25 protein-coding genes and 1 pseudogene are annotated in these 23613 nt (G+C 71.5%); 17 read left to right on the forward strand and 9 right to left on the reverse strand.

Annotation, left to right across the window (positions count from 1 at the left end; translation table 11 throughout):
- The first annotated feature begins 130 nt into the window (after positions 1–130).
- The 5 genes and pseudogenes from DZF91_RS19695 (at position 131) to DZF91_RS19715 (ending at position 4132) form a co-directional block, all read left to right on the forward strand.
- Positions 131–700, forward strand: a complete 570-nt coding sequence (locus DZF91_RS19695) for a GNAT family N-acetyltransferase (RefSeq protein WP_117358925.1) — start codon at positions 131–133, stop codon at positions 698–700.
- Between the two features lie 41 nt (positions 701–741).
- Entirely contained in the window at positions 742–1617 is an 876-nt protein-coding gene (locus tag DZF91_RS19700) for an alpha/beta fold hydrolase (protein ID WP_117358926.1), read from the forward strand.
- Between the two features lie 105 nt (positions 1618–1722).
- Positions 1723–2460, forward strand: a complete 738-nt coding sequence (locus DZF91_RS19705) for a VOC family protein (protein WP_117358927.1) — start codon at positions 1723–1725, stop codon at positions 2458–2460.
- Positions 2461–2768: 308 nt separating this feature from the next.
- Positions 2769–3320, forward strand: a pseudogene (locus DZF91_RS19710) (DUF1062 domain-containing protein); the annotation flags it as partial.
- Between the two features lie 125 nt (positions 3321–3445).
- Positions 3446–4132, forward strand: a complete 687-nt coding sequence (locus tag DZF91_RS19715; RefSeq protein ID WP_117358929.1) for a right-handed parallel beta-helix repeat-containing protein — start codon at positions 3446–3448, stop codon at positions 4130–4132.
- An 89-nt stretch (positions 4133–4221) separates the two neighbouring features.
- Here DZF91_RS19715 and DZF91_RS19720 read toward each other — a convergent pair whose 3' ends face one another.
- A complete protein-coding gene (locus DZF91_RS19720; protein WP_117358930.1) occupies positions 4222–5241 on the reverse strand; it encodes an aminotransferase class V-fold PLP-dependent enzyme in 1020 nt (339 codons plus the stop codon).
- 253 nt (positions 5242–5494) lie between these two features.
- Here DZF91_RS19720 and DZF91_RS19725 point away from each other — a divergent pair, with 253 nt between their 5' ends.
- The 4 genes from DZF91_RS19725 to DZF91_RS19740 all read left to right on the forward strand — a co-directional run bounded on the left by DZF91_RS19725 (position 5495) and on the right by DZF91_RS19740 (position 7384).
- Entirely contained in the window at positions 5495–5854 is a 360-nt protein-coding gene (locus tag DZF91_RS19725; RefSeq protein ID WP_117358931.1) for a DUF2089 domain-containing protein, read from the forward strand.
- Between the two features lie 91 nt (positions 5855–5945).
- Positions 5946–6377, forward strand: coding sequence for an SHOCT-like domain-containing protein (locus tag DZF91_RS19730; RefSeq protein ID WP_117358932.1), 432 nt, complete (start codon positions 5946–5948; stop codon positions 6375–6377).
- Positions 6374–6946 carry a DUF1707 SHOCT-like domain-containing protein gene (locus tag DZF91_RS19735; RefSeq protein ID WP_117358933.1) on the forward strand — a complete coding sequence of 191 codons (573 nt, stop codon included), beginning with the start codon at positions 6374–6376 and terminating at the stop codon, positions 6944–6946. The genes DZF91_RS19730 and DZF91_RS19735 overlap by 4 nt, the downstream gene beginning before the upstream one ends.
- A gap of 42 nt (positions 6947–6988) precedes the next feature.
- Positions 6989–7384, forward strand: a complete 396-nt coding sequence (locus DZF91_RS19740; protein ID WP_117358934.1) for a YchJ family protein — start codon at positions 6989–6991, stop codon at positions 7382–7384.
- Between the two features lie 141 nt (positions 7385–7525).
- On the opposite strand, the gene DZF91_RS19745 is transcribed toward DZF91_RS19740, so the two are convergent.
- Positions 7526–8338 (reverse strand): lysozyme, encoded by an 813-nt coding sequence (locus DZF91_RS19745; protein WP_117358935.1) that lies wholly within the window; start codon positions 8336–8338, stop codon positions 7526–7528.
- Between the two features lie 311 nt (positions 8339–8649).
- On the opposite strand from DZF91_RS19745, the gene DZF91_RS19750 reads away from it, so the two are divergent.
- From DZF91_RS19750 to DZF91_RS19760, 3 genes are read left to right on the forward strand one after another with little or no spacing between them, the layout of a single operon-like run.
- Entirely contained in the window at positions 8650–9855 is a 1206-nt protein-coding gene (locus DZF91_RS19750) for an ROK family transcriptional regulator (protein ID WP_117358936.1), read from the forward strand.
- Positions 9856–9900: 45 nt separating this feature from the next.
- Positions 9901–11094, forward strand: a complete 1194-nt coding sequence (locus tag DZF91_RS19755; protein WP_117358937.1) for a glycoside hydrolase family 15 protein — start codon at positions 9901–9903, stop codon at positions 11092–11094.
- Entirely contained in the window at positions 11091–11396 is a 306-nt protein-coding gene (locus DZF91_RS19760) for a hypothetical protein (RefSeq protein ID WP_117358938.1), read from the forward strand. Before DZF91_RS19755 ends, DZF91_RS19760 begins: the two co-directional genes overlap by 4 nt.
- Before the next feature lie 182 nt (positions 11397–11578).
- Here DZF91_RS19760 and DZF91_RS19765 read toward each other — a convergent pair whose 3' ends face one another.
- The 3 genes from DZF91_RS19765 to DZF91_RS19775 form a co-directional block, all read right to left on the reverse strand.
- Entirely contained in the window at positions 11579–12403 is an 825-nt protein-coding gene (locus DZF91_RS19765) for an inositol monophosphatase family protein (protein WP_117358939.1), read from the reverse strand.
- Between the two features lie 91 nt (positions 12404–12494).
- Positions 12495–13397, reverse strand: a complete 903-nt coding sequence (locus DZF91_RS19770; protein WP_117358940.1) for an aldo/keto reductase — start codon at positions 13395–13397, stop codon at positions 12495–12497.
- Positions 13398–13410: 13 nt separating this feature from the next.
- Positions 13411–14349: an NAD-dependent epimerase/dehydratase family protein gene (locus DZF91_RS19775; RefSeq protein ID WP_117358941.1), complete on the reverse strand. Its 939-nt coding sequence runs from the start codon at positions 14347–14349 to the stop codon at positions 13411–13413.
- Positions 14350–14428: 79 nt separating this feature from the next.
- Here DZF91_RS19775 and DZF91_RS19780 point away from each other — a divergent pair, with 79 nt between their 5' ends.
- Complete coding sequence (locus DZF91_RS19780) at positions 14429–15325, forward strand: LysR family transcriptional regulator (RefSeq protein WP_235834428.1); 897 nt, start codon at positions 14429–14431, stop codon at positions 15323–15325.
- Between the two features lie 136 nt (positions 15326–15461).
- Here the strand turns inward: DZF91_RS19780 and DZF91_RS19785 are convergent, their stop codons facing one another.
- The 3 genes from DZF91_RS19785 to DZF91_RS19795 form a co-directional block, all read right to left on the reverse strand.
- Entirely contained in the window at positions 15462–16370 is a 909-nt protein-coding gene (locus DZF91_RS19785; protein ID WP_117358943.1) for an NmrA family NAD(P)-binding protein, read from the reverse strand.
- A gap of 76 nt (positions 16371–16446) precedes the next feature.
- The gene (locus tag DZF91_RS19790) at positions 16447–17427 is read right to left on the reverse strand and encodes a zinc-binding dehydrogenase (protein ID WP_117358971.1); all 981 of its coding nucleotides are present in this window, start codon (positions 17425–17427) and stop codon (positions 16447–16449) included.
- A 274-nt stretch (positions 17428–17701) separates the two neighbouring features.
- Positions 17702–18187 (reverse strand): MarR family winged helix-turn-helix transcriptional regulator, encoded by a 486-nt coding sequence (locus tag DZF91_RS19795; protein ID WP_117358944.1) that lies wholly within the window; start codon positions 18185–18187, stop codon positions 17702–17704.
- 184 nt (positions 18188–18371) lie between these two features.
- On the opposite strand from DZF91_RS19795, the gene DZF91_RS19800 reads away from it, so the two are divergent.
- Positions 18372–18935 (forward strand): dihydrofolate reductase family protein, encoded by a 564-nt coding sequence (locus DZF91_RS19800; RefSeq protein ID WP_117358945.1) that lies wholly within the window; start codon positions 18372–18374, stop codon positions 18933–18935.
- 141 nt (positions 18936–19076) lie between these two features.
- On the opposite strand, the gene DZF91_RS19805 is transcribed toward DZF91_RS19800, so the two are convergent.
- Positions 19077–20099, reverse strand: coding sequence for a CinY protein (locus DZF91_RS19805; RefSeq protein ID WP_117358946.1), 1023 nt, complete (start codon positions 20097–20099; stop codon positions 19077–19079).
- 845 nt (positions 20100–20944) lie between these two features.
- On the opposite strand from DZF91_RS19805, the gene DZF91_RS19810 reads away from it, so the two are divergent.
- The 3 genes from DZF91_RS19810 to DZF91_RS19820 all read left to right on the forward strand — a co-directional run bounded on the left by DZF91_RS19810 (position 20945) and on the right by DZF91_RS19820 (position 23602).
- Entirely contained in the window at positions 20945–21502 is a 558-nt protein-coding gene (locus tag DZF91_RS19810) for an EF-hand domain-containing protein (RefSeq protein WP_117358947.1), read from the forward strand.
- A gap of 86 nt (positions 21503–21588) precedes the next feature.
- Complete coding sequence (locus tag DZF91_RS19815; RefSeq protein WP_117358948.1) at positions 21589–22344, forward strand: class I SAM-dependent methyltransferase; 756 nt, start codon at positions 21589–21591, stop codon at positions 22342–22344.
- Between the two features lie 106 nt (positions 22345–22450).
- Positions 22451–23602, forward strand: coding sequence for a GNAT family N-acetyltransferase (locus DZF91_RS19820; protein ID WP_158587985.1), 1152 nt, complete (start codon positions 22451–22453; stop codon positions 23600–23602).
- Positions 23603–23613 lie beyond the last annotated feature (11 nt).

Consider the following 23613-nt stretch of genomic DNA (forward strand, 5'->3'; position numbering starts at 1 on the left):
CATAACGCACTTGACCACCTACCTCTCTGCCCGCATAGTAGGCCGCGTGAGTGTGAACGCCAACTACAGTGCCAGGTCCGCGCCGTCTCCGGGACGCGCCGGGCTCGGCGACCGGACGAAGGAGCCCTCGATGCGGTCCCTGGACCAGAGGCTGGGAGACGGGGACCTGCGGCTCCGCACGCTGGACGCGGCCGACGCCGCCCTGGTGGTCGAAGCCACGAGCGGCGAGCCGGGACGGTCGTTGTGGGGCCCTCACCTGGGGCCCTACTCCGCCGACGACGCGCGCGCGGCCATGGCCGACTGGGATCCCGCAGCCGGAGGCCAGTTCAGCCTCGGCATCGTCCACGGCGGACGGCTGCTCGGCGCGGTCGGGCTGATCCCGGAGAACCCAGGGAGCATGGAGCTCGCGTACTGGCTCCGCCCCGGGGAGCGCGGCAAGGGCATCGCCTCGCAGGCCGTCCTCGCCGCGAGCGCGTGGACGTACGAAGAACTCGGCGTCCCCCGGGTCTGGCTGGAGATCTACCCCGACAACGAGCCCTCGCTCCGGCTCGCCGAACGCATCGGCTACCGGTTCGAGGCGCACGTCCCCCGGCACTGCCGCGACTGGGCGCACGAGGACCCCGCACGCGACACCTGGCACGACTGCGTCATCTGGGTCTACCCGGGCACGCCCGCCCCACGGACGCCGCTCAGCGTCTAGCGGGATGTTGCGCGCGGCCGTCGCGGCGGTAGACATGCCTTATGGCCATTGAGGTGCGGCACTCCAACGTCCCGATCGGCGATCTCGTTCTGCACGTCGCGGAGTCCGGCGCGTCCGACGGGCCGCCGTTCCTGTTCCTGCACGGCTGGCCCGAGTCGTGGCGGACCTGGCTGGGCGTGATGACCGCCGCGGACGCCGACCGTCCCGACGCCCGCGTCATCGCGATCGACCTGCCCGGTATCGGCGCGTCCGGGGGAGCGGTCGAGGCCGGGTCGAAGCTGCGCCTGGCCGAGACCGTCCACGCCCTGGTGGAGCGGCTGGGCCTCACCGGCACCACGCTGGTCGGCCACGACGCCGGAGGCATGGCCGCCTACGCCTATCTGCGCCGCTTCGAGGACGTCGACCGCGTCGTCGTCATGAACACGGTCATCCCCGGCGTCGATCCGTGGGACGAGGTACTGCGCAACCCCTACATCTGGCACTTCGGCCTGCACGGCGTCCCGGACCTTCCCGAGACCCTGGTCCACGGACGCCAGGCCGAGTACTTCGACTACTTCTACAACGTGCTGTCCGCGGACCCGTCCCGCGTCTCCGCCGAGAACCGTGCGGCCCACGCGGCGGCCTACGGCAGCCGCGAAGCGCTCACGGCAGGCTTCGACCTGTACCGGGCCTTCCCCCAGGACGCCCGGGACAACGCCGCGTCCGCCAAGGCGGGCGACACCGGCACCCCGCTCCTCTACCTTCGCGGCGACCACGAAGGCGGCGACATCGACGCCTACGCCCGCGGCTTCCGCGACGCCGGAGTGCGGAACCTGGCCACCGCGACGGTGCGCGATGCCGGACACTTCTCCCAGGAGGAACAACCCGCCACGGTCTGGCGGCTCATCTCCGACTTCGCCGAGAGCACGGCCCCCTGACCTGGCCTGTCGCATACCTGACGCCCGCCGCGAGCGCCGCCCTGGTCGCCGTCCGCCACGCACAGGAAGGCGGCGGCGGAGCCTGGGCTTGTAGGGTTTGGCGGCATGGCGTTGCGACCTGTTCAGGTGAATATCAAAGCTCGTGATGACGCGGCTGTGGGCCGGTTCTGGGCGGACGCGCTCGGTTGGGGCGTTTCCAGCGAAGGCCCTGGCGTGACGAACATCGAACCCATCGGCTTCGACTGGCCGGACCCTAGTGCCGTCTGCATCGACGTCGTCTCCGTTCCCGACCCCGAGACGGTGAAGTACCGCGTCCACCTTCATCTCGCGACCACCTCCGCGGCCCATCACGCGGAGTTCGTGGCCCGTTTGCAGGAACTCGGCGCGACGCCCGCGGACATCGGCCAGGGTGACGTCCCGTGGACGGTCCTCGCCGATCCCGAAGGCAACGTCTTCTGCGTCCTGGAGCCCCGGGACATCTACGGGGACACCGGCCCGATCGCCGCGGTGGTGGTCGAGTGCGCCGATCCCCGCGCCATGGCCGCGTTCTGGGACCAGGCGATCGACTGGACGCTGCACGAGGTGACCGACGACCGCGCGGTGATGCGTTCGTCCAAGGGAGTCGGGCCCTATCTGGAGTTCGTCCGCACGCCCGCCGTGGAGGCGGTGAAGCACCGCGTCCACCTCGACCTGCTGCCCGACCCCGTGGACGACAAGCCCGCCGAGGTCGCCAGGCTGACGGCGCTCGGGGCCACCGGCGCCGACATCGGCCAGGGCGAGGTCCCGTGGACGGTCCTCTCCGACCTGGAGGGCAACGAGTTCTGCGTCCTCGGACGCGGTTGACCGTCCGCGTCGCGCTGCTCGCAGCCTTACGGAAACGCGCCGAGGGGCCGCGAGCAGCGCCGACGAAACGCCGCTCGGAAAACCCGTTGGGTTCTCCGAGCGGGTTGCCGTAGATTGCCCGCGGCCATCGCAGTCAGAACAGAGGACAGACCCGCGTGACCCCGCCTGCTCTTTAGACCTGACACCTTCTCCGCTCACCTGTAACCGGCGTCACCGCCGGTCCTGCCGGGCTGCCTTCTTCACGCGCGCCCGGTCGTTCAGCGTTCGAGGCCGCGCGTAATCGGCCTCGTGTCAGGTCTAGAGAGCTCATGTCCTCACAACCTCATATCGTGCTGCCCTGGATCGTCCGCCGGACCAGACTGCCCCTGCTGTCGCTGCGGTGTGCGCACTGCCGGACCGGGTCGGCCACCACCGGCGACGGCAGGTTCCGCGTCAACGCCAATGGCAAGCTGCTGGACGTGTGGCTGCTGGTCCGCTGTGTCGCCTGCGACCGGACCGCCAAGCTCACCGTCCACGAACGCATGCCGGTCAGGTCCATCGATCCGGACGACCTCCACGGCTACCGCGTCAACGATCCGGAGCTGGTCGCGGCCAGACTGCTGGATCCGCGCCTCGCCCACCGCAACCGCTTCACCCTCGACTGGACGGGCGCCTGGCGGCTGGACGTCCGGTCGGCCTGGACGGACGAGCCGTGGCCGGTCCAGGTGGACGTCCGCTTCGAGGACCCGGTACCGGTGCGCCCGGACCGCCTCATCGCGGACGGGCTCGGCCTCAGCCGGAACGAGGTGCTGCGCCGGACCAAGAGCGAGACCACGCTCAGCCGTCCGACGAGCACGGACTTCACCTTCACCGTGATGCCCGACCCCCGTCTCTCCCTCGGCCGGCCCGGCCCGGCCGCGGTGGGGCGGCCGGTTCCGGACAGGTCCGGTGAAGTTGATCTCCGTAAGATCATCCGCGACTCACACCCCTCCACAGGACGGACCTGATGCGTCGACTCCTCCTGCCCGTGACCGCCGCCCTCACCGGGGGCGCGCTCCTGGCCGTTCCCGGTGTCGCGGACGCCGCCGCCTACCAGTGCAAGGGCGCCCAGAGGGGCGTCTACAAGATCTGCCTCTACAACCAGAGCGGCAAGCAGATCAGCGGACGGACGTTCTCGAACGCCCAGAACGGCATCTTCATCAAGGGCTCCCGGAACATCACCATCACGGGGAACACCTTCAAGAACCTGCGGGGCCCCAAGGGGTACGCGGGCGTCCACATCCAGGACTCCACCGGCATCAGCATCAGCCGCAACGTGTTCACCAGGCTCAGCAACGCGGGGAACATGCACGGCGTCTACCTGGTCCGGACGTCCCACGTCCGCATCACCAAGAACACGTTCTCCTACGTCACCGGCGACCCCGTCCGCCTCCGCGACGCCAGCAACTACAACACGGTGGACGGCAACACCATGACCCACTCGGGCAGGTACGCACTGCTCAGCGAGTGGGCAGCTCTCCCGCCCTACGGACAGGAGAGGTGCGGCAGGGGCAACGTCTTCAAGGGCAACAAGTACCGCTTCAACGTGTCCAAGCAGGTGAAGGTCCTGTCCGGCGGCAAGGGCAGCCCGCCGAAGTTCGGCAACTGCCGCCCCGCGGGCATCAAGGACGCCGGGGGCAACCGCAAGATCTGACCAAGTCCATTCCGACCGGGCCGCGCCTCCCCGGCGCGGCCCGTCCGGTTTCAGGACGCCGCGACACGGCGTCCCCTCCGGCAGGACGCCTAGAGCAGCGCCGCGATGGCGGTGTCCACGTCGGATTCGGTCGTGTAGAGGTGGAAGGCGAGCCGGACGGCGCCCTTGCGGACGGACGCGCGGATGCCGGCGGCCTCCAAGCGTTCCGCCGCGCCCGGACGCGCGACGGTCACGATCGCGCTGTCGCCCGGCGGCATGCCGAGCCCGGCGCGGAAGTGGTCGGCCATCCGGACGTCGTGCTCGTGGACCTGGCCGATGCCGATGTCCAGGAGCAGTTCCAGCGTGGGCGCCGCCGCGACGTAGGAGAACCACGGGACGGCGATGTCGAAGCGCCGGGAGTCCTTCGCCAGCCGCAGCGGCGGGCCGTAGGAGGCGTCGCCCTCACCGGCGTACCAGTTGGCGTTCACCGGCCGGACGCGGTCGCGCACGTCCGGGCTGAAGTAGCCGAAGGCGGTGCCGCGCGGGCACATCAGCCACTTGTACGCCGACACGACGAGGACGTCGAACGGCGCCGCGTCCACCGGGAGCCAGCCGACCGCCTGGGTGGCGTCGGCGACGACCAGCGCCCCGTGCGCCCTGGCCGCCGCGACGACCTCGTCCGCGGCGGCGACCTCGCCCGTCGCGGACTGCACCAGGCTGAAGGCGACCGCGTCCGTGTCCGCGTCGATCGCGCCGGGCAGGTCCGCCGGCGGGACGGTCCGCACGTCGAGGTCCTGGACGAGCCAGGGGAACAGGTTCGACGTCTGCTCGATGTCGGGGACCACGACGCGCGAGCCCTGCGGCAGCGAGGCGGCGACCGGGGCGAGCAGCTGCGAAGCGGAGGCGCCCACGGCGACGTCCTCGGCCGGGACGCCGACCAGGCGCGCGAACGCGGCGCGGGCGCGATCGGTGGAACGGTCCCACTTGGCCCAGCCGGTGACGCCGTGCCGCCACTCGGCCAGCGCGTCCTGCAACGCGTCGAACGCGGGCTTCGGCGGGATGCCGTGGCTCGCGCTGTTCAGCCACCCCGGTTCCGGCTCCCACAGCCGCACCGCTTCATCAAGATCCATTCCAGTGAGTGTAGGACGCGGCCCACGACCGCCCGCCGCCGCGTCCCCGCAGATCCGGCCTGGTCGGCCCCGCATCGGGCCCGCGGGACGACCGGCCGCTGACCCGGCAGCCGGACTACGAACGTCTCCTCCCGTCCCGCTGCGGATGTTAAGGCCGAAATCAGAAGAATCAAGCTGCACACATTGACGGGTTAAGAAACCTAAGCTAGATCTGGACGGTCGGTGGCGCGCGCCGAGCGAGGGGGGCCGAGGGGTGGAGTGGCAGGAGCTGACGGACCTGACGCACGGACGGCCGTTCGTGGTGGAACGGGTCCGGCTGGCCGACAGCGGGGTGGTGGTCGAGGGGCGGTTCGAGCCGCCGCAGCTGGCCCAGCTCAGCGTCAACGACCAGGTGTTCGTCGCCGCGTTCGTCCGGGCGCACGGCTCGATCAAGGAGATGGAGCGCATCTTCGGGATCAGCTACCCGACGGTCAAGTCCCGGCTGAACCGGATCGCCGAGCAGCTCGACTTCGTCGACAGCGACCCCGCGCCCACCGGCGCCGACGTCATCGAGCGCCTGCGGCGCGGCGAGATCGACGTCGAGCAGGCGCTGGCCGAGCTGGAGAAGCGCTGATGGCCCCGCGGCCGGCGGCGGACGGGCGGCGTCGCACGGACGGGCGGCGTCGGGCGAGTCGGCGTCGGACGAGTCGGAGAGAAGGGCAGCGATGAACGAGCAGCGTCGCCAGATCCTGCGGATGCTGGCCGAGGGCACGATCACTCCGGACGAGGCGGAGCGGCTGATCGCGGCCCTGGAGCGGGAGCGGCCCGCGTCCCCGCCGGCGGACGGGCCGCAGCCGGCCCCCCGGCCGAAGTACCTGCGGGTGCTGGTGAACGCGACGGACGGCATGGGCGGCGACGAACCGGTCCGGATCAACATCCGGATCCCGCTGCAGTTGCTGCGCGCCGGCGTCCGGCTCGCGAGCCTCATCCCCACGCCGGCGCTCGTCAAGGCCAACGCGGCCCTGGACAGGTCGGGCGTGCCGATCGACCTCACCGAGCTCAAGCCGCAGCATCTCGAAGACCTCATCGAGCAGCTGGGCGAGGTCGAGGTGGACATCGACGACCCCGACGCCACGGTCCAGGTGTTCTGCGAATGAGCGCGCCGGAGAACCCGCCCTCCCTGCGCGCGTCCGACGCGGACCGCGACCGGACCATCGATGTGCTGCGCGGCGCGGTGTCCGACGGCCGTCTCGACCCGGCGGAGTTCGACGAGCGGCTGACCGCCGCGCTGACGGCCCGCACGATGGAGGCGCTGTCCGCGCTCACCGCCGACCTGGGCGCATCTCCGGCGGTGTCGCCGCCGGCCGTCCCGGTCCCCGACCGGCTCACCATCCGTGAGCGGCACGGCTCGGTGCGCCGCGAGGGCCCGTGGACGCTGCCGCGCCGTTTGGAGGTGCGCACGGCCTGGTCGGGTGTCCTGCTGGACCTCACCAGCGCGGTGCGCGGCGCGTCCGAGCTGGTCATCGAGCTGAAGGTGAGCGGCGGCGCGATCGAGCTGCTGCTGGCGCCGGGCATGGAGGTGGACGCCAACGAGCTCTCGGCCCGGCACAGCGCCGTGTCGATCGACCGGGCCCCGGGGGACAACGTGCCGGAGACTCTGCGCGTTCGCGTGGTGGGCCGCATAAAACACGGCCATCTCGTGGCCCGCTGGCAGGGGAGAGACTGAGGCCCGTGCGGAGGGCCCGACCGCAACGGCGAGAATAGGGACATGCCCAAACGCCGATCCGAGCCGTGCCCCTGCGGGCTGCCCCTTCCGTACCGCGACTGCTGCGGTCGGCTGCACCGTGGGGAGGAGCGGGCCGAGACGGCCGAGCGGTTGATGCGGTCGCGGTTCAGCGCCTTCGCGGTGCTGGATGCGGACTACCTCCTGCGCACCTGGCACCCGGCGACGCGTCCCGAGAGCCTGGACTTCGAGCCGGGGCTGCGGTGGGAGCGGCTGGAGATCGTCCGGACGGCGGACGGCACGGCCGGCGACACCCGGGGCGTCGTGGAGTTCCGGGCACACTACGTCCAGGACGGGCGGCGCGGCCGGCTCCACGAGGTGAGCCGCTTCGTCCGCCATGACGACGCCTGGGTCTATGTGAACGGCCGCATCCAGCCCTGAGACGGGAGGCGCGGCGCGCCTGCTCCGGCGTGCGGTGCGGCCGTCGGGCGTGCGGTGCGTCTGCTTCGGCGTGCCGAGGGAACGCACCGCACGTCCGGTGCCCGGCCGAGCGGTCGGCTTCGGACGGTCGGCTTCGGACGGTCAGCTTCGGGCGAAGACCTGCAGGCGGCTCAGGTCGCCGTTGAAGTAGTCCTGGTCGCCGGGGAAGACGCCGCTGTCGGACCACTGCCAGATGGTCTGGTACGTCCAGTTGTAGGGCATCGTCCCCGGCGTGCCGCTGTAGTTGGCGATCATCAGCGGGTTGGTGGAGGCGAACGCCCCGCGGTTGCCGGTGCACTGCGACCACCAGCTCGTCGAGGTGTAGATGGCCGGGTAGCGGCCGGTGCGCGCGTGGTAGCGGTCGCTGAACGACAGGATCCAGCTCACCATCGCGGTCTGCGAGAGGCCGTAGCACGCCGCGCCGTACGGGTTCCACTCCATGTCGAGCAGGCCCGGCAGGGTGCGGCCGTCGGCCGACCAGCCGCCTCCGTGGTTGACGAAGTAGTCCGCCTGCGTGGCGCCGGACGAGTTGTTGGGCACCGCGAAGTGGTACGCGCCCCGGATGAGGCCGACGTTGTAGGACCCGTTGTACTGCTGGGCGAAGTACGGGTTGGTGTAGCTGGTGGACTCGGTGGCCTTGACGTAGGCGAACTTCGCGCCGTTGGCGGCCACCGACGACCAGTTCACGTTGCCCTGCCAGCCGCTCACGTCGAGGCCGGGCGTCTGGGTGACGGTGAGCGCAGGCTGGACGGGCGCACGCCGGACGTGCTCGTGCTTGGCGATCTGCGAACCGAGCCAGTGGCGTTCGGGGCCGTCGGCGGGCGCGGCGGAGGCGGCCGGGGCGACGGCGGTCAGCGCCGCCGCCGCGAGGGCGGCGGAGACGACGGCCGAGGTGAGCGTGCGGAAAGAGCGCATGGCGGGGCTCCTGGGAGGCGGGGGACGAACGGGACGCTGCGGTGGTTATATCCCGGTTCCGAACCCGCTGCGAAGACCGGCCGCCCTGTTTGATTCGCTTCTTGGAACGGGCCGGCCGAACTTTGGCAACTTCCGTCCTCCCGCGCCGCCTCGCATTCGGCTATGGACGCAAAACCCTGCCAGTGAGCGGGCTGCCTCTCTCAGACACGTGGAATCTTATGAGAGCTAATGATCTCGCGACGCCCTCTTGACGCCGGGCTGAGACGGACTTACTTTCCAGATAAAGGAAGCCTGAACGTAAGGCTTGTGCGATGCGTTCCACTGTTCCGCCGGGAGATCTGAGCCAGAGCGCCGTCCTGGCCCTGCTGGGGAAGTCGGGGCCGCTCGGGCGCGCCGAACTGGCGCGACGGCTCGGCGTGAGCGCGGCGACCGTGACCAAGGCGACCCGGGAGCTGATCGCCCGAGGGCTCGTCCGCGAGATGCAGTCGGTGCCGTCCGAGGGCGGCCGTCCCGCCCGCCTGCTCGGCCTGGCGTCCGACGGCGGCCAGGCCCTCGGGATCAAGGTGACCGCCGACCGCGTCACCGGAGTGCTCGTCGGACTGGACGGGGAGATCGCCGACTCGTTCGCCTTCCCCTACGAGGGCCGCGAGCCGGACGCCGTCCAGCGCCTGGTCGAGGGCCTCGCCCCGCACGCGCAGGGCGCTCGGCGGCGGCTGCTCGGAATCGGCGTCGGCCTGCCCGGCGGCGTCGACCTGGCGGACGGGGGCGCGGTCGACTCCCCGATGCTCGGCTGGTTCGGCGTCCGCCTGGGGACGGCCCTGGAACGGGCCTTCGGCCTGCCCGCCCTGGTCGACAACGACGTGAACACGGTCGCGGTCGCCGAACGCCTCTACGGACGCGGCCAGGAGTTCTCCACGTTCCTGGTGGTGACCATCGGGCGCGGAATAGGCCTGGCGATGCTGCTCGACGGACGGCTCTACCGGGGGGCGCGGGGCGGCGCGGGCGAATTCGGCCACTGGCCGGTCCCGAACGGCGACCGCCTCTGCGAATGCGGCAATACCGGCTGCCTCGAAACGCTGATCGGAGAAGCCGGTCTGGTCGCGACCGCACGCGCCCGCAAAGTGCTTTCCCGTAACGCGGGATATGACGAACTCGCGGCCCAGGCCGACCAAGGCGGAACCGGCGCCCGCGAGATCTTCGCGGAAGCGGGAGAACTGCTGGGCAGGAATGTCGCCGGCCTCGTCAACGTCCTCAACCCCGGAGTTCTGCTGATCACGGGCGAGGGCGTCGCGTGCTGGCGGCACTGGCAGGCGGAGTTCCAGCGGGCCATGCGCGCCCACCTGTTCGGAATGATGCGCCGCACGCACATCATCGCCGAATCCCTGGACGACTTCGGATGGGCGCGGGGCGCGGCGGCGCTGGTGCTCGCCGTCCCCCTGGCGGCGGTGCACGACTACGGCAGAGCCTCCGCCCATATCCGCGCCCGGCTGGCCGGGGCTGTCAACGCCGACGACTAAGGCGGACCGGAATCCGCCGCCCGTGACCTCGACGAAAGGACCGCGATGCGCGACCGTCCCTCCGACACCGGCGTCCTGGCCAAGGTCTACGCGCGCAGCCTGGAGGTGATCCTCGCGGGGCAGGCGGCGAGCGGGGCCTATCCCGCCTGCCCCGCCTATCCGGTGTACCGCTACTCCTGGCTCCGCGACGGATCCTTCATCGCCGAATCCATGAGCAGAGTGGGACAGGCCGACAGCGCCGCCGCCTTCCACGACTGGTGCGCGGCGGTCATCACCGCCCGCGAGGACCGGATCGGAAGCCTTCTCCGAGCGGCGGACGCCGGAGAAACGATCCCCAGGAGCGCGTTCCTTCCGACGCGCTACCGCCTGGACGGAACCGACGCCGACACATCCGACGAGCAGTGGTGGGACTTCCAACTCGATGGCTACGGCATGTGGCTGTGGACGGTCGGTGAGCACGCCCGCCGTCACCAGAGCGATCCCCGCCGCTGGCAGAAGGCCGTCGTTCTCACCGTTCGGTATCTCGCCCGGTTCTGGGACCGTCCCTGCTACGACTGGTGGGAAGAGCATCCGGAAGAGCGCCATACCTCCACGCTGGCGGCCATTCACGCCGGTCTCCGAAGCGCCTTGCGTCTCGGCCTGCTCGACACCGAACTCGCCCGCACCTGCTCGACGGTGTGCGACCAGATCCAGCAGGTCGTCCAGCGCGAGGGAATCGCCGAGGGGCACCTGACGAAATGGCTGGGCGGTCGCGCCGTGGACGCCAGCCTCATCGCCTGCCTCACCCCGTTCGCGCTCGTCCCCGCCGAGGGGGACATCGCGGAGAGCACGCTGCGAGCCGTCGAGGAGACCATCGCCCACGGGGGAGTGCACCGCTACGCCGCCGACACCTTCTACGGCGGAGGCGAATGGCCCCTGCTGGCGGCCCTGCTCGGCTGGCACTACGCCCGCATCGGATCCCGCGAGAAGGCGTGGCGGCAACTCCACTGGGTCGCCGACCAGGCCGACGCCCGAGGCGACCTGCCGGAGCAGGTCCCGGACCACCTTCTGCACCCCGAATACCGCCTGCAGTGGATCCAGAAGTGGGGACCGGTCGCGTCCCCCTTGCTGTGGTCGCACGCGATGTTCCTCATCCTCGCCGACGAACTCGGGTTCACCGGCGAGGCCCCGGGCTCCTCACCCGAGCCGACCCCGCACCCGTCCACCACCGACACACCGCTGAGAGGTGAATCCCAATGAGTGCGCGAGGAGACGCCCCACCGCCATCGACCCGTTTCGCGATCATCACCACGGTCGTCCTGCTGGGCTCCATGCTGGCCTTCGTCGCCGTGCTGGTCCTGGTCGGCGGCTACGCCCTGGGCGCGGCGCTCACCGCGGTGGGCGTCGTCACCGACCTGGCGCTGCAGCTCAGCGGCCACCTGCTCGAACGCGGCAACCCCGCCCGCGACCAGCAGGCACGGACGCCGGACGAAGCCCCGCCTCCCACGGCCCGGCACCTGCCCGACCACACCGCCGGACCCGACGCCGACGGCACGGAGTGACCCGCGCCGACTCAGGCGGTTGCACGGAGTGACCCGCGCCGACTCAGGCGGTTCGCCGCTCGTCCGCGTCAAGGAACTTCCGCAGTGAACGCGGTGGACGGCCCAGGATGTCGGCGACGGTCGTGGTCGTCCTCGACCCTGAAAACGATCAGCGGCGGGATTGAGGACGGCCTCTGAGCGGCTTACGGAGCGGACCGACCGGCCGTTGCCTGGCGGCCGACCATGCCCAGCAGCGTGCCGTGGGTCTCGTGGTCGGCCGCGACGATCAGCCCTCCCGCGCCGTCGTGCAGCGGCCCGCCCCCAAGGTCGGTGACCACGCAGCCGGCGGCGCGGCACACCGCGATCCCGGCGGCGAAGTGCACGCTGTCCCGCAGATGGCCGTCGGTGACGTAGGCCGCCCGCCGTCCGGCGGCGACCCAGGCCACGGCGAGCGTGGTGGACAGGACGCGCGGACGGAACGCCTCCATGAACGCCGGGTCGGCGAGCAGCCGCGCCGCGAGGAACCGCGGCGCGTTCGGGAACGGTGGATCGAGGTTGACGTCCACCAGCCCCGACGCGGACGACGGCACGAGCTTGGAGTCGACGCCGTCGTGGCGGACGTGGGCGTGCTCCCCGTCCGTCCAGAACACCTCGTCGTTGAACGGGTCGGCGGAGGCCGCCGCCGTGAGACCGTCGCGCGTGCGCAGGGCGACGTTGACCGCGACCAGCATGCTGCGGGCCGCGTAGTTCAGCGTCCCGCACAAGGGGTCGGTCAGCCATGTGCGCTCGGCGTCGGCGGCGCCCTCGCGTCCGCTCTCCTCGCCCAGCAGCGCGTCACCGGGCCTGGCCGCGCGGATCATGTCCAGGATGGCCTTCTCCGCGGCCACGTCGGCGGCCGTCGCGAAGTCCCCGGCGCCCTTGTCGATCCGCTCCAGGGGCTTCCCGTACATCTCGCGGACGACCGTGGCCCCCGCGAGCGCCGCCGCGACGGCCAGTTCCGCGTCTGCTACCTCTGTGGTGATCGCCATCCGCGAAGAATAATCGGCGGCCCGGCCGCCGGGGCGGGAACGCGCTCCCCACGCGGTCGCCCCTCCACCACCGCCGGGCGACCTTCCCATGTCAGCCCGGCAGGGCCGAGTCGAGCCGGGCCAGCTCGTCCGCGCTCAGCCTGACCCGGACGGCCCGCGCCGAGTCCTGGATCGAGGCCGGACGGCTGGCTCCCGGCACCGGCACCACCACCGGGGAGCGGGCCAGCAGCCACGCCAGGACGACCTGCTGCGGGCTGACACCGTGCTCGGCGGCCACCTGGTGGAAGGCGGTGTTCGCGGAGGTCGCGCCGGACGGGCCGTCGAGGGAACTGCGGGAGTCGAGGGAACTGCGGGAGATGCCGCCGAGCGGGCTCCACGGCAGGAACGCCAGCCCCAGCTCGGCGCTCAGCCGCAGCTCGGGCTCGCTGTCGCGGACGGCGGGGGAGTAGCGGTTCTGCACCGAGACGAGCCCGTGCCCGAGGATCGCCTGGGCTTCGCGGATCTGGTCGACCGACACGTTCGAGATCCCCGCGGCGCGGATCGTCCCGGCGTCGAGCAGCTCGCGCAGCGCCCCGACCGACTCCGCCCACGGGACGTCGGGGTCCGGCTTGTGCAGCTGGTACAGGCCGATCGCCTCGACGCCCAGCCGCTCGGCGGACGCCTCGGCGGCGCGCTTCAGGTGGTCCGGGGCGCCGTTGACGGTCCAGCCGCCGTCGCCGGGACGGCCGCGACCGCCCTTGGTCGCCACCAGGACGTCCGAGGTGTCGCCGCCGTGGCTCGCCAGCGCACGGGCGATGAGGAGTTCGTTGTGCCCCGTCTCACCGGCGTGCCAGTGGTAGCTGTCGGCGGTGTCGATCAGCGTGACGCCGGCGTCCAGAGCGGCGTGGAGGGTGGCGATGGCGCGCCGCTCGTCCGGACGGTTCTCGATGGAGAGCGGCATGGCGCCCAGGCCGATGGCGCTGACGGTGACGTTTCCGATGCGGCGGTACTGCATGGTGGCCCTGTTCTCAGACGGTGGTGACGGCGGCAGCGGTTTCGGCGACGGCGGCAGGCAACCAGTCGGTTGTCCGGGAGAAGGAGAAGCCGAGGGCCTTGGCACGCGCGTTGCCCATGGCGTAGTGGCGGTCGAAGGAGAACGGCGAAGCGGCCTCTCCCGGCGCGACGGTCCGGAACACGGGCTGCCGTCCGACCTGGGCGGCGACGATCGCGCTCAGCTCGCGCACGTCGAGCGCGCCGTCGGAGCAGGCGTTGAGCGGGCCGGTGAAGTCGGTCGCCGTCGCCGCCCACAGCAGCAGGTCCGCCATTTCCTCGTGGTGGACGAAGACCGAGGGCAGGGCCCCGGCGTGCACGGCGATCTCCTCGCCCAGGATGATGCGCCGGACATAGTGCGCGAGTCGTCCGGTGAACTCCTGCGCGCCGCCACCGAGCACGTGGGCGGTGCGCACGGAGGCGAACGCGAACGGGGCGGTCCGGGTGAAGACGGCCTCGGCCTGGCGCTTGCCCTCGGCGTACTGCGCCTCCCGGTACGCGGCGTCGTGCCACGGCAGGTCCGTCGAGACCGGCCAGGCGGCGAGGTCCACCGCGTCCTCGGGCACCGGGGTGCCCACCGGGACGTCCGCGAGAGCGGCGGTCGCCGGGTTGTAGACCTCGATCGTGGAGGTCATGACGTAGCGGCGGGTGCGGCCCGTGAACGCGCGGACGGCGATGGCCGCCTGCACCGGCGTGTAGCAGACCTGGTCCACGACCACGTCGAACGTGCGGGTGCCGAGCGCGGCGGTCAGAGCCGCCTCGTCGTCGCGGTCGGCGACGAGGTGCTCGACCCCGGCGGGCGGCCGGACGGAGCCCCGGTTGACCACGGTGACCCGGTGGCCGGCGTCGCGCAGGCGCGTGACCAGCAGCTTGCCGAAGTAGCGGCTTCCGCCGATGACGCAGATCGTTCGTTGCATGCCCCTATCCTGGAGGCCTAGAGTCGCCAGCAGAAGTGATGATCTGCTGGACGGGTGTTAAGGAAAACCGTTGATCGATGTGCAGCGGCTCCGCGTCCTGCGGGCGGTGGCGGAACACGGGAGCTTCAACCGGGCGGCCACCGCCCTTCGCCTCACGCCCTCGGCCGTGTCCCAGCACGTGGCGGCCCTCGAACGCAGCCTCGGCACCCAGGTCGTCACCCGCAGCACGCGCGGGGTCGTCCTCACCCCGGCCGGGCAGATCATGTTCAACGCGGCCGAGTCGGTCACCGCCGAGCTGGAACACGCGAGGCGGCGGGTCGACCGCCTCGGCACCGGACGGACCCAGCTCACCATCGCCACCTTCACCAGCGGCGGCAGGCTGCTCCTCCCGGGCGCGCTGCAGCGGCTCACGGCGGCCCATCCCGACACCGTCCTGCACGTCAAGGAGCACGAGCCCGAGACCGGGCTGCCCCTGGTCCGCCAGGGCGCCGTGGACCTCGCCCTCGCCTACTCCTTCGACGGCCCCGTGCCCGGCCGGCACGGCCGGACCCTCCGGTGGACGCCGCTCCTGGACGACCCCCTCCACGTCGTCCTGCGCGAGGACCACCTCCTCGCCGACCGCGACGACCTCGACCTCGCCGAGCTCGCGGACGAGCCCTGGGTGCTGGGCTGCCTCAAGACCGAGGCGTTCCTCCGCCGCTACGCCGAGGGCGCCGGCTTCGACCCGCAGGTGCGCGGCACCACCACCGACTACTTCTTCGCCCGCTCCCTGGTCGGGGCGGGGATGGGCATATCCCTGATCCCCGCCATCGCGCTGGCGCCGCGGGTGCCGGGCCTGCGCACCGTCCCGATCAGGCCGCCGGCTCCCACGCGCCACATCGGCGTGGCCACGATCGACCGCCGCCGCGACCACCCGCACGTCGCCACGCTCATCCAGGCCCTCCAGGCCGAAGCGGCAGCCAAGCGATCCGGCTGAGGTCCACAGCGCCGGCACGCCCGCAGGCCGATGGCGGGCAGTCCGCGTACGGCGGGACGAGGTAAACGGCCCGTCGCCACGCGGAGGAGCCGGGCGGACGCGGGAGTACGCGTCCGCCCGGCCCTGTCACCTCCGGTCAGCTCGCGGACGTGGTCGCGCGGACGAAGTCGGCCAGCGACTGGGGCGTGACCTCCGGGTACCGCGCGTTGTCCAGGGTGTCGAACTTGGCCTTCCCGCTCACCATGCACCACTGGTACTGCAGCGCCACGTAGTCGAACGGGTTGGACGTGAGCGACGCCTGGCGGGCGATCTCCGCGCGCAGGTCGTCGGCGCTGCCCAGGTGGCGCAGGCGCAGGGTGCGGCCGGAACCGCGCTGCACGTCCTCGTGGAACCGGCGCATCGAGGTGACCTCACCGGCGAACCGCAGCGTCCCGGTGGCGTCCGGGTCGAGGACGGCGGCGGCGGTGTAGGCGGCGGTGTCGGCCACCGAGGTGATGTCGATCGGCTGGTCGGGGTCCCCCCAGTGGGACAGGGTGCCCTGCTCCCAGTCGACGAGCCCCATGAACCCGGTCATCACCTCGTAGAAGGCGCCGTTGAGCACCGAGACCACTTCGAGCGGGGAGTCCGCGTACGCGGCGGCGGCCCGGCGGCGCCAGTCCATCATGAAGTTGTCGCCGTCATCGATCTTGGTCACGTCCACCGCGAAGTCGGACGGGACGAACCGCCGCGCCCCCGCCTTCTCCGCGGCGCGCACCAGGTTGACCTGGCCGTCCACGATCACCTCGGGACCGCCCTGGACGGCCGAGACCACGGCCGCGGCATCGCCGACGGCCTCGGCCAGCCGCTCGGCCGGGTCGCTGATGTCGCCCTCGACCACCTCCAGGCCGTCGGCCCGCAGAGCGGTCAGGGCGTTCCTCTTCTCCTCGTCGGTTCCTGGCCGCACGAGGGCCCGGACGGGGGCTCCCCGGTCGAGAAGCGCCCGGACGATCCGGCCGCCGAGCAGCCCGGTGGCACCGGCGACGAAGACCTTGGGGACAGAAGACATGGTGTGCTCCTTGATAGTGACCGATGTGAACGTCCACCCGCCGGACCCCGGTGTGTGCCGGGACCGGGGGATGCCATCAGGGGATGAGCAGGGTCTTGCCGACGGTGTCGCGCGCCTCGATGGCGGCGTGGGCGTCGGCCGCCCGCTCCAGGGGGAAGCGCTGTCCGATGACCGGCGTGAGGCGCCCGGACGAGCCCAGGGCCAGCACCTCGTCCACCAGTTCGCGGGCGAGGACGGGCCTGCTCCAGATGTGTCCCGCGCTGAATCCGGTCAGGGTCAGGCCTCGCCCGACCAGTTCCTCGGGTCGCGCCTCCAGGGGCGCGCCGCTGGAGAAGCCGTACACGATCTGGCGTCCGGTGCCGGGCGTGAGCAGCGCGAACGCCTCGCGTCCGAGCACGCCGCCGACATGGTCGAACACCACGTCCACCGATCCGCCCGCCGCTTGGCGGACCCGGCCCGTCCAGTCGCGGTGCGCGTAGTCGACCACGTGGTCGGCCCCCAGCCCGCCGACGAGGTCGAGCTTGCGTTCGCCGCGCGCCGCCGCGACGACCACCGCGCCGGACCGCTCGAGGAGCTGCACCAGAAGCGTGCCGACGGCACCCGCCGCCGCGAGCACCAGGACGCGGTCGCCCGCCGTCACGCGGGCCGCCCTGATCAGGCCCTGGGCCGTGACGCCGTACCGGTAGAGCGCGACGGCCTCGGGCAGTTCGATGCCGTCGCCGACCGGGACGAGCGCATCGACGGGCACGACGGCGGTCTCGGCATATCCGCCCAAGCCGTCGGTGCTGCCCAGAACCCGCGCGCCGAGCAGGGCGCTGTCACCGCCCGGGCCGACCTCGGAGACCACTCCGGCGACCTCCTTGCCGAGGACGACCGGCAGAGGCGCGCCGCCGAGCACGCCCCGCATCGTCCCGGCGCGGACCTGCGTCTCCAGGAACTGGACACCGGCCGCGGCCACCTGAACCGCGACCTCGCCGGCCGCGGGCGCCGGCGTCGGCACGTCGGCGACGCGGAGCCGGTCGGGCGGCCCGAACTCGTGCAGCAGGACAGCACGCATGGCGATCACTTCCTTGGTCGGAAAAGTGGGAAACGGCGTTGAGGCCGTCCGTGGACGCACCCCGAACAGGGCGTGCGAGGACTGCGGCGACGCGCAGGCCGGGGAGGCGGATCAGGCGTCCGGGCACCCGCGCCCGAGACGGCGCGGCGAGAAATCGGGAAAGAACGAGCAGCACAGGAAGGCTGCCGCTCACCGGGCCAGTGCTGGCCCGGACTTCTACGTGAGAGACCTACCAGGCCCTATGAGGGAAACGGCGTCACAGGTTCGCCGGGGTTCATCGTCCCTTCTTGATCGCTTCGCTGAGCGCGCCGAGGCTCGAGGCCAGTCGCTCGACATCGGCCGCCTCCCAGTCCGCCAGCAGGGCGGCGACTGCGTCCGCACGCGCCTTCCACAGCCGGCGGATCGCGAGCCTGCCCTCCCGGGTGACGCTCACGAGCTGGGCGCGGGCGTCGGCCGGGTCGGGCCGCCGCTCGATGTAGCCGCGCGCCTCCAGGCGTTTGGCCGGCGGTGACAGCGTGGACTTGTCCACCTCCATCAGCTCCGCCAGGACCGACAGCCGCACCGGCGCGTGCAGCGACACCTGGGCGAGCACGGTGTAGTCACCGAGGGACAGTTCCAGCCCGGAGGACGCGAGGATCCGGCGCCGCGTGGTCGGGGAGAACATCCAGTTGCCGACCGTGGCCAGCGCCGCCGCCACCCCGTCCACGGCCTCGCCCTTCGGACGGGACCGGCCGTCGTCACCGACCGCGTCGTGTTCCATCCGCGCACCCTCCCCGGATAGTTGGTTGAACAAAACCAACTATTGCGCATGCGGAGACTCGATGCAAGTGCATCTACTCTTCTCCGCTCCCTCGAGATCCCTCACGGCCGGGGGCACGGCCCCTACGATCGCTCGGGAGGCGCGGCACCGCCATGAGGAGTCCCCTGCCGAAGGACGTGAAGCAGTGCTGATCTATTCGATGAACATCTCCGTGGACGGCTACGTCACCGACCGACAGGGCGGGTTGGACTGGACGTCCCCGATCGACGAGGTGTTCCGTGTCCACCTCGCTCAGGTGGAGGGGCTCGGCCTCTACCTGTGCGGCCGGAGGCTCTACGAGACCATGCTTCCCTGGGAGACCGACCCGTCGATGCGCGTGGACGACCTCAGGTCGGCCTTCGCCGACGCCTGGTCCGCGCTCCCGAAGATCGTCTTCAGCCGCAGCCTCGACAGCGTCCAGGGCAACGCCCGTCTCGCCAAGGCGTCGCTGGCGGACGAGGCCGCCGGGGCGCTCGACGCGACGGACAGGAACGTCTCGATCGGAGGCGCGACCCTGGCGGCGGAGGCGATCGAACTCGGCCTCGTCGACGAACTGCACATGTTCCGCTATCCGGTCCTCGTCGGCGGGGGCACGCCCTACCTGCCGCCGGTCACCGAGAACGTCCAGCTGGACCTGCTCGAAACCAGGACGTTCGCCTCGCGGGTGGTCTACGAGCGGTACCGACGCGTCCGCGACGAGTCCGCCTGACACCCGCAGCCGCGGCGCTGCGGCTGCGGGCCACGAGGCTATTGCGCCGACCTGACGGAAGACGTCCGCACACTAGGGGGATTCCGCGACGCCTTGGCCGTCAGCGCGAACGCTCGTGCGCTGGGTCGACGGCGTGCGCTGTCACCGGCAGTCTTTGGTCGGGTGGTCGTGGGTGATGGCGCAGGCCATCCGGGCGCCCTTGCCGCCGGGGTAGCGCTGCTCCAGCGCGTGCACCAGGTCCCGCCACTGGCGGCGCGTGTCGGCGATGGCGAGGGTGACGGCGGCGGAGAAGTTGGTGCCGATCCGGCCCCGATCGGTGCGCGGGTCGGACGTGTGCCCGGTCGCCGGGTCGATCAGCCCCAGGTCCTTGTTGAGCGCGTGGTGCCTGATGCGCTTTCCGTGCGAGCAGCCGCGCTTCTCACCCGACCCGGCGGCCTCCTCGTCGAAGCAGCCGGTGGTGAGATCCTGAGGGACGTCGCCGGGCGTCGGCCGGGAGCCGGAGAAGAGGCGGAACAAGGGGAAGAGGTCGGTGCGCCGGCGGCCGGGCGGGTTGGTCACGCTGATCGGACCGGACCCCGCCTGGTCGGCCCAGTTGCTGTGCGAGTAGAAGTCCTGGACGGCGTGCAGGCCCCGGCCGAACTGCTCGATCGCGTCGCACTTGGCGCGTCCCCGGCTCTGGTTGAACACGCAGCGGACGGAAAGGCCGACCTGCTTGGAGTCGACCGCGCCCTTGCCGTTCAGCAGGCGGGCGGCCTCGGTCGCCGCGTTCTCCATGCGCTCGCGCGCATGATCGACGCAGCCCAGCAGGTGTTTGCTGGCGTCCGCGCGGCTCTGCGGATACCCGCTCTGCGCGAGGTAGTCCGCGTTGTCGCAGTGCGCCTCCTGCCTGAACACCTCCCTGCCGAGGTCGGGCGCGCCGATGGCGCCGCCCTTGCCGCGCGCCCCGGCCAGCTCGCTCAGCGAGTCGGGCTCGAAGCAGTAGTTGTCGCTCGCCTTCCCGTGCGGACAGGCCAGGGCGGCGCGGGTGATGCGCTCGTGCTCGGCGCGCTGCCCGAACTTGTCGGTGAGCGTCCCGAACGAGTACGCCGAGGGGGCGGACGCGGCCAGCGCCGCGCACGCGACGGCACCGGCGACCATGGTCGTCACGGTCGAGGACCTGTTCATAAGACCTCCATCGGGCATCGAGGGTGTGTCCAACGCATCGGTGAAGACGGAACCCGACCGGCCCCTGACTCTCCGTAGCCGACTGCCGCTGAGTGTCATCCCACCCCACCGGCACCTCGAACCTCCCCAACCCCAGAAGCCACTCTGACCTCACCCTCACGACGCCCCCGCGTGGCTGCCCGTCCTCGCCCGCGCCTTCCGGGCCGGGGGACGTTTGGCGGGTCGCCTACTTCGGTGCTCAGACCCATCGGCTGCCGTGGCTGACCGGCGGCAAGCGGCTCGAGTCCGCACTCGTGGAGCGGTACGGGCCGTTCCGTCCCCGACGGGACTTCGATGACCTGCGCGCCGCCGTGCAGGTTCGCGGCTTCGCGCTGGAGGCATGCCCGTCCGCCAACGCGGACTGTGCCGAGTACTGGGAGCCCACCACGCGAATGGGCGTCGTCGTGGGCTCCGAGCCGAACGAAGCCGGATGGGGACCGCCCGGCACCGTCCTCAAGATGCTCGGCCCACGCGACCGCGCCCCCTCCTCTGCGTCACGCTCTCGATGAGCCGGGACCACCAACCCGCTTTCTGAAGGGATCTGTCCTCATTCGGCGGAGTCGTCCCAGGTGTCCGGTGGCCGATCATTTCGATGTGGGTTGCCGACCGGTGCCGGATCGGTCACCTTTTCCATGAGCCACTGGACCCGGTAACCACAGAAAAGGGAACTACCGGCGCGCCCATATCGTGAATATTCGTCCGAAATGGCGATGAATGATCCGCCCCACTCGGCATTGGGTTCGATGTTAACGTTTTGACGATCCGAAGGGAGTCGTCAGACTCCAGTCGAGTGCGGAAAGGAAGAAATGGTGTCGACCCCCGTGAAGCACCAGAAGTTCGATATGCTGTTCGACTGGTTCGACCAGGGAGGTGACGGCCTCCTCACACACGACGACTTCCAGGCGATGGGCGATCTTTTCGCCGCCCTGGACACGAGCGACGACCAGGCGAACGCCGCCGCGATGCGCGGCGCGTTCGAGAAGTGGTGGCGGGTGCTGCTGGCGCACGGCGACACCGACGGCGACGGCCGGGTCACCCGCCCCGAGTTCCTGACCGTCATGCAGGCCAACGTCACCAGTCGGGAGCACTTCGGGGACGCGGTGCTGGCCATCGCCGACGCCCTGATGCGGGCGCTCGACACCAACGCCGACGGCATGCTGAGCCGCGACGAGTACGTCCGCATGTACAACGAGCTCGGCGTTCCGCCGAAGCACTCCAAGGACGCCTTCCGGCGACTCGACCGGGACGGCAGCGGGGCGATCAGCCACGAGGAATTCCGGACGGCGATCACCGAATTCTACCTGAGCGACGATATGGACGCTCCGGGTAACTGGCTCATCGGCCCGATCAACGTGGGCTCCTGAGCACCCGAACAGAACCACGAGTAGAAGCGCCGCCGGAGTCCGTGAATTCCCCCTGACTCCGGCGGCGTGGAGCGGCGGTCCGCCGGATGGCCAATCAGTTCGACACGCTCCCCGACACCTACGACGACTTCACCACCACCCCTTTCCGCGTCTTCCTGGAGACACCCAGCGTCCTCGGCGTCCTCGGCGACGTCCGCGGCGCGGCGGTGCTCGACCTGGGCTGCGGATCGGGCGCCTACACCCGGCTGGTCCGACAGCGCGGAGCCGCCCGCGTGAGCGGCCTGGACGTCTCCGAGGGCATGATCGCCCACGCCCGTGCCCGGGAGGCCGCTCACCCACTGGGTGTCGAGTACTTCCTCGGCGACCTCCCCGACCGCCTCGCGGGTGCCTTCGACCTGGTGCTGGGGGTGTACGTGCTGCCGTACGCGGCGACCCGTGCCGAACTCGGTGGCCTGTGCGCGACCGCCGCGCGGGCGCTGCGTCCGGGCGGACGCTTCGTGACGCTGCCGATCCATCCCTGTTTCCGGTCCGGTGCCGTCTCCTACGCGCCCTACGGCTTCCGGATGACCGCCGTGGAGCCGCTCGCGGACGGCTCGCCGGTCTCCCTGAACCTGCGGTTCAACGGCCGCGACCACGACATCACCGCCCGCTACTGGAGCAGGGCCGCCCTGGAGGACGCCCTGCGAGAAGCCGGCTTCACCTCCCCGCGGTTCAGTGATCCCGTGGTGAGCGAGGAGGGCATCGCCGAACACGGCGCCGCGTTCTGGAACGACTACCTCGCCCATCCGCACACCGTGATCATCGACTGCCGAAAGCGATCGGTGCGCGCAGATGAACGCTGAGCCCCGCGACACCATCAGCAGTGCCGCGGACCGCTACCGACGCGACTCGGCATCCGCCTCGGCCGACGTTCCGCGTAGGCGGTGCTCACCGCCCGGGCGTGTCCGCGTGCAGACCAGCGCCGGTGTCGGCGCCATCCCGCGTGAGGACTGGGACGCGCTGGTGGGGCCCGACAACTTCTACAACAGCCACCGCTGGCTGCACGCCCTCGAACTCGCCCACGGCAGCGAGGCCGTCGTGTCCGCGACGACCGGCGACGGCATTCTGCTGGGAGCCATGCCCACATGGCCCGGCGACACCGGCGCACCAGGCCTGTTCTGCCCGCCGGACCTGTTCCCAGGCCTGGCCGCCGCCTGGCCCGACGACTGGCTGTGGCTGGGCGCAAGGCGCTCGGTGTACAACGAACTCCTGTGCCCTCGCGGTCCGTGGCGCGACCGCGCGCTCGCCGCGCTCCTTCACGGCGCGCAGACGGTGGCCACGTCCAAAGGCGCGGCCGGGCTGATCATGCCCTACCTGGCCGCAGCGGACGCGAGAGATCTGGCCCGGGCCCATCCCCGCGCCACCGTCCTGCTGCACGACGCGGACGCCGCCATGGACCTGCCCGCGGGCGGGTTCGCGGAACACCTCGCGGGCATGCCGCAGGCCGACCGCACCCGGCGCCGCGCGGAACTGCGCGCTTGCGAGCGGGCCGGGACGAGTGTCGAGTGGCTGGCGCTGACCGGAGAAACCTCCCGGTGGGCGGCGGACCTGATCACCCAGAACCGGGCCCGCCACGGCGGTACCGCGGACCCCGGCTGGATGCGCCGCTCCTTCGCGGCCCAGCGTCGCAGCGGTGTCCTCGGCCAGGCCGTCGGCTTCTTCGGGATCCGCGACGGGCGGCCGGTGGCCGTGACCGTCTGCTACACCCACCATGACCGCCTCTACGCGCGCTACTACGGCTTCGACTACCGCAATGCCAAGCCGGCCTGCGAGTACTTCGTCCTGACCTACTGCGTCCCCCTGGACTACGCCGCCGTCCACGACCTGCGCCGCTACCGGCTGGCGGTGTCGGCCTGGGACGTCAAGGCCCGTCGGGGCGCGGTACTTTCCCCGCTCGCCGCCGTCGTCATCGCCCTGGGCCGCGAGGTGTGCAGCCCCCAGCGCGCCGCCGCCTTCAACCACGAAACGGCCCGGCAGTGGCGGGACCGGCTCGCCGGCCGACCCCACGTCCTCAGCCGCGGCTGGGACGACTGGGTCGCTCAACCTCCTTCCGCATCCTGAACAGGAGGATC

Origin of the sequence: Actinomadura logoneensis, from assembly GCF_003428695.1 — a bacterium.
GTDB lineage: Bacteria > Actinomycetota > Actinomycetes > Streptosporangiales > Streptosporangiaceae > Spirillospora > Spirillospora logoneensis.

What these genes read in the sequence shown, in the direction of transcription:
- DZF91_RS19810 (WP_117358947.1), top strand. Translation starts at nt 20,945, where the DNA reads ATGGTGTCGACCCCCGTGAAGCACCAGAAGTTCGATATGCTGTTCGAC.
- DZF91_RS19815 (WP_117358948.1), top strand. Translation starts at nt 21,589, where the DNA reads ATGGCCAATCAGTTCGACACGCTCCCCGACACCTACGACGACTTCACC.
- DZF91_RS19720 (WP_117358930.1), bottom strand. Translation starts at nt 5,241, where the DNA reads ATGGATCTTGATGAAGCGGTGCGGCTGTGGGAGCCGGAACCGGGGTGG.
- DZF91_RS19765 (WP_117358939.1), bottom strand. Translation starts at nt 12,403, where the DNA reads ATGGCGATCACCACAGAGGTAGCAGACGCGGAACTGGCCGTCGCGGCG.
- DZF91_RS19735 (WP_117358933.1), top strand. Translation starts at nt 6,374, where the DNA reads ATGAGCGCGCCGGAGAACCCGCCCTCCCTGCGCGCGTCCGACGCGGAC.
- DZF91_RS19695 (WP_117358925.1), top strand. Translation starts at nt 131, where the DNA reads ATGCGGTCCCTGGACCAGAGGCTGGGAGACGGGGACCTGCGGCTCCGC.
- DZF91_RS19775 (WP_117358941.1), bottom strand. Translation starts at nt 14,349, where the DNA reads ATGCAACGAACGATCTGCGTCATCGGCGGAAGCCGCTACTTCGGCAAG.
- DZF91_RS19770 (WP_117358940.1), bottom strand. Translation starts at nt 13,397, where the DNA reads ATGCAGTACCGCCGCATCGGAAACGTCACCGTCAGCGCCATCGGCCTG.
- DZF91_RS19785 (WP_117358943.1), bottom strand. Translation starts at nt 16,370, where the DNA reads ATGTCTTCTGTCCCCAAGGTCTTCGTCGCCGGTGCCACCGGGCTGCTC.
- DZF91_RS19715 (WP_117358929.1), top strand. Translation starts at nt 3,446, where the DNA reads ATGCGTCGACTCCTCCTGCCCGTGACCGCCGCCCTCACCGGGGGCGCG.
- DZF91_RS19750 (WP_117358936.1), top strand. Translation starts at nt 8,650, where the DNA reads ATGCGTTCCACTGTTCCGCCGGGAGATCTGAGCCAGAGCGCCGTCCTG.
- DZF91_RS19745 (WP_117358935.1), bottom strand. Translation starts at nt 8,338, where the DNA reads ATGCGCTCTTTCCGCACGCTCACCTCGGCCGTCGTCTCCGCCGCCCTC.
- DZF91_RS19705 (WP_117358927.1), top strand. Translation starts at nt 1,723, where the DNA reads ATGGCGTTGCGACCTGTTCAGGTGAATATCAAAGCTCGTGATGACGCG.
- DZF91_RS19700 (WP_117358926.1), top strand. Translation starts at nt 742, where the DNA reads ATGGCCATTGAGGTGCGGCACTCCAACGTCCCGATCGGCGATCTCGTT.
- DZF91_RS19740 (WP_117358934.1), top strand. Translation starts at nt 6,989, where the DNA reads ATGCCCAAACGCCGATCCGAGCCGTGCCCCTGCGGGCTGCCCCTTCCG.
- DZF91_RS19730 (WP_117358932.1), top strand. Translation starts at nt 5,946, where the DNA reads ATGAACGAGCAGCGTCGCCAGATCCTGCGGATGCTGGCCGAGGGCACG.
- DZF91_RS19760 (WP_117358938.1), top strand. Translation starts at nt 11,091, where the DNA reads ATGAGTGCGCGAGGAGACGCCCCACCGCCATCGACCCGTTTCGCGATC.
- DZF91_RS19795 (WP_117358944.1), bottom strand. Translation starts at nt 18,187, where the DNA reads ATGGAACACGACGCGGTCGGTGACGACGGCCGGTCCCGTCCGAAGGGC.
- DZF91_RS19790 (WP_117358971.1), bottom strand. Translation starts at nt 17,427, where the DNA reads ATGCGTGCTGTCCTGCTGCACGAGTTCGGGCCGCCCGACCGGCTCCGC.
- DZF91_RS19805 (WP_117358946.1), bottom strand. Translation starts at nt 20,099, where the DNA reads ATGAACAGGTCCTCGACCGTGACGACCATGGTCGCCGGTGCCGTCGCG.
- DZF91_RS19755 (WP_117358937.1), top strand. Translation starts at nt 9,901, where the DNA reads ATGCGCGACCGTCCCTCCGACACCGGCGTCCTGGCCAAGGTCTACGCG.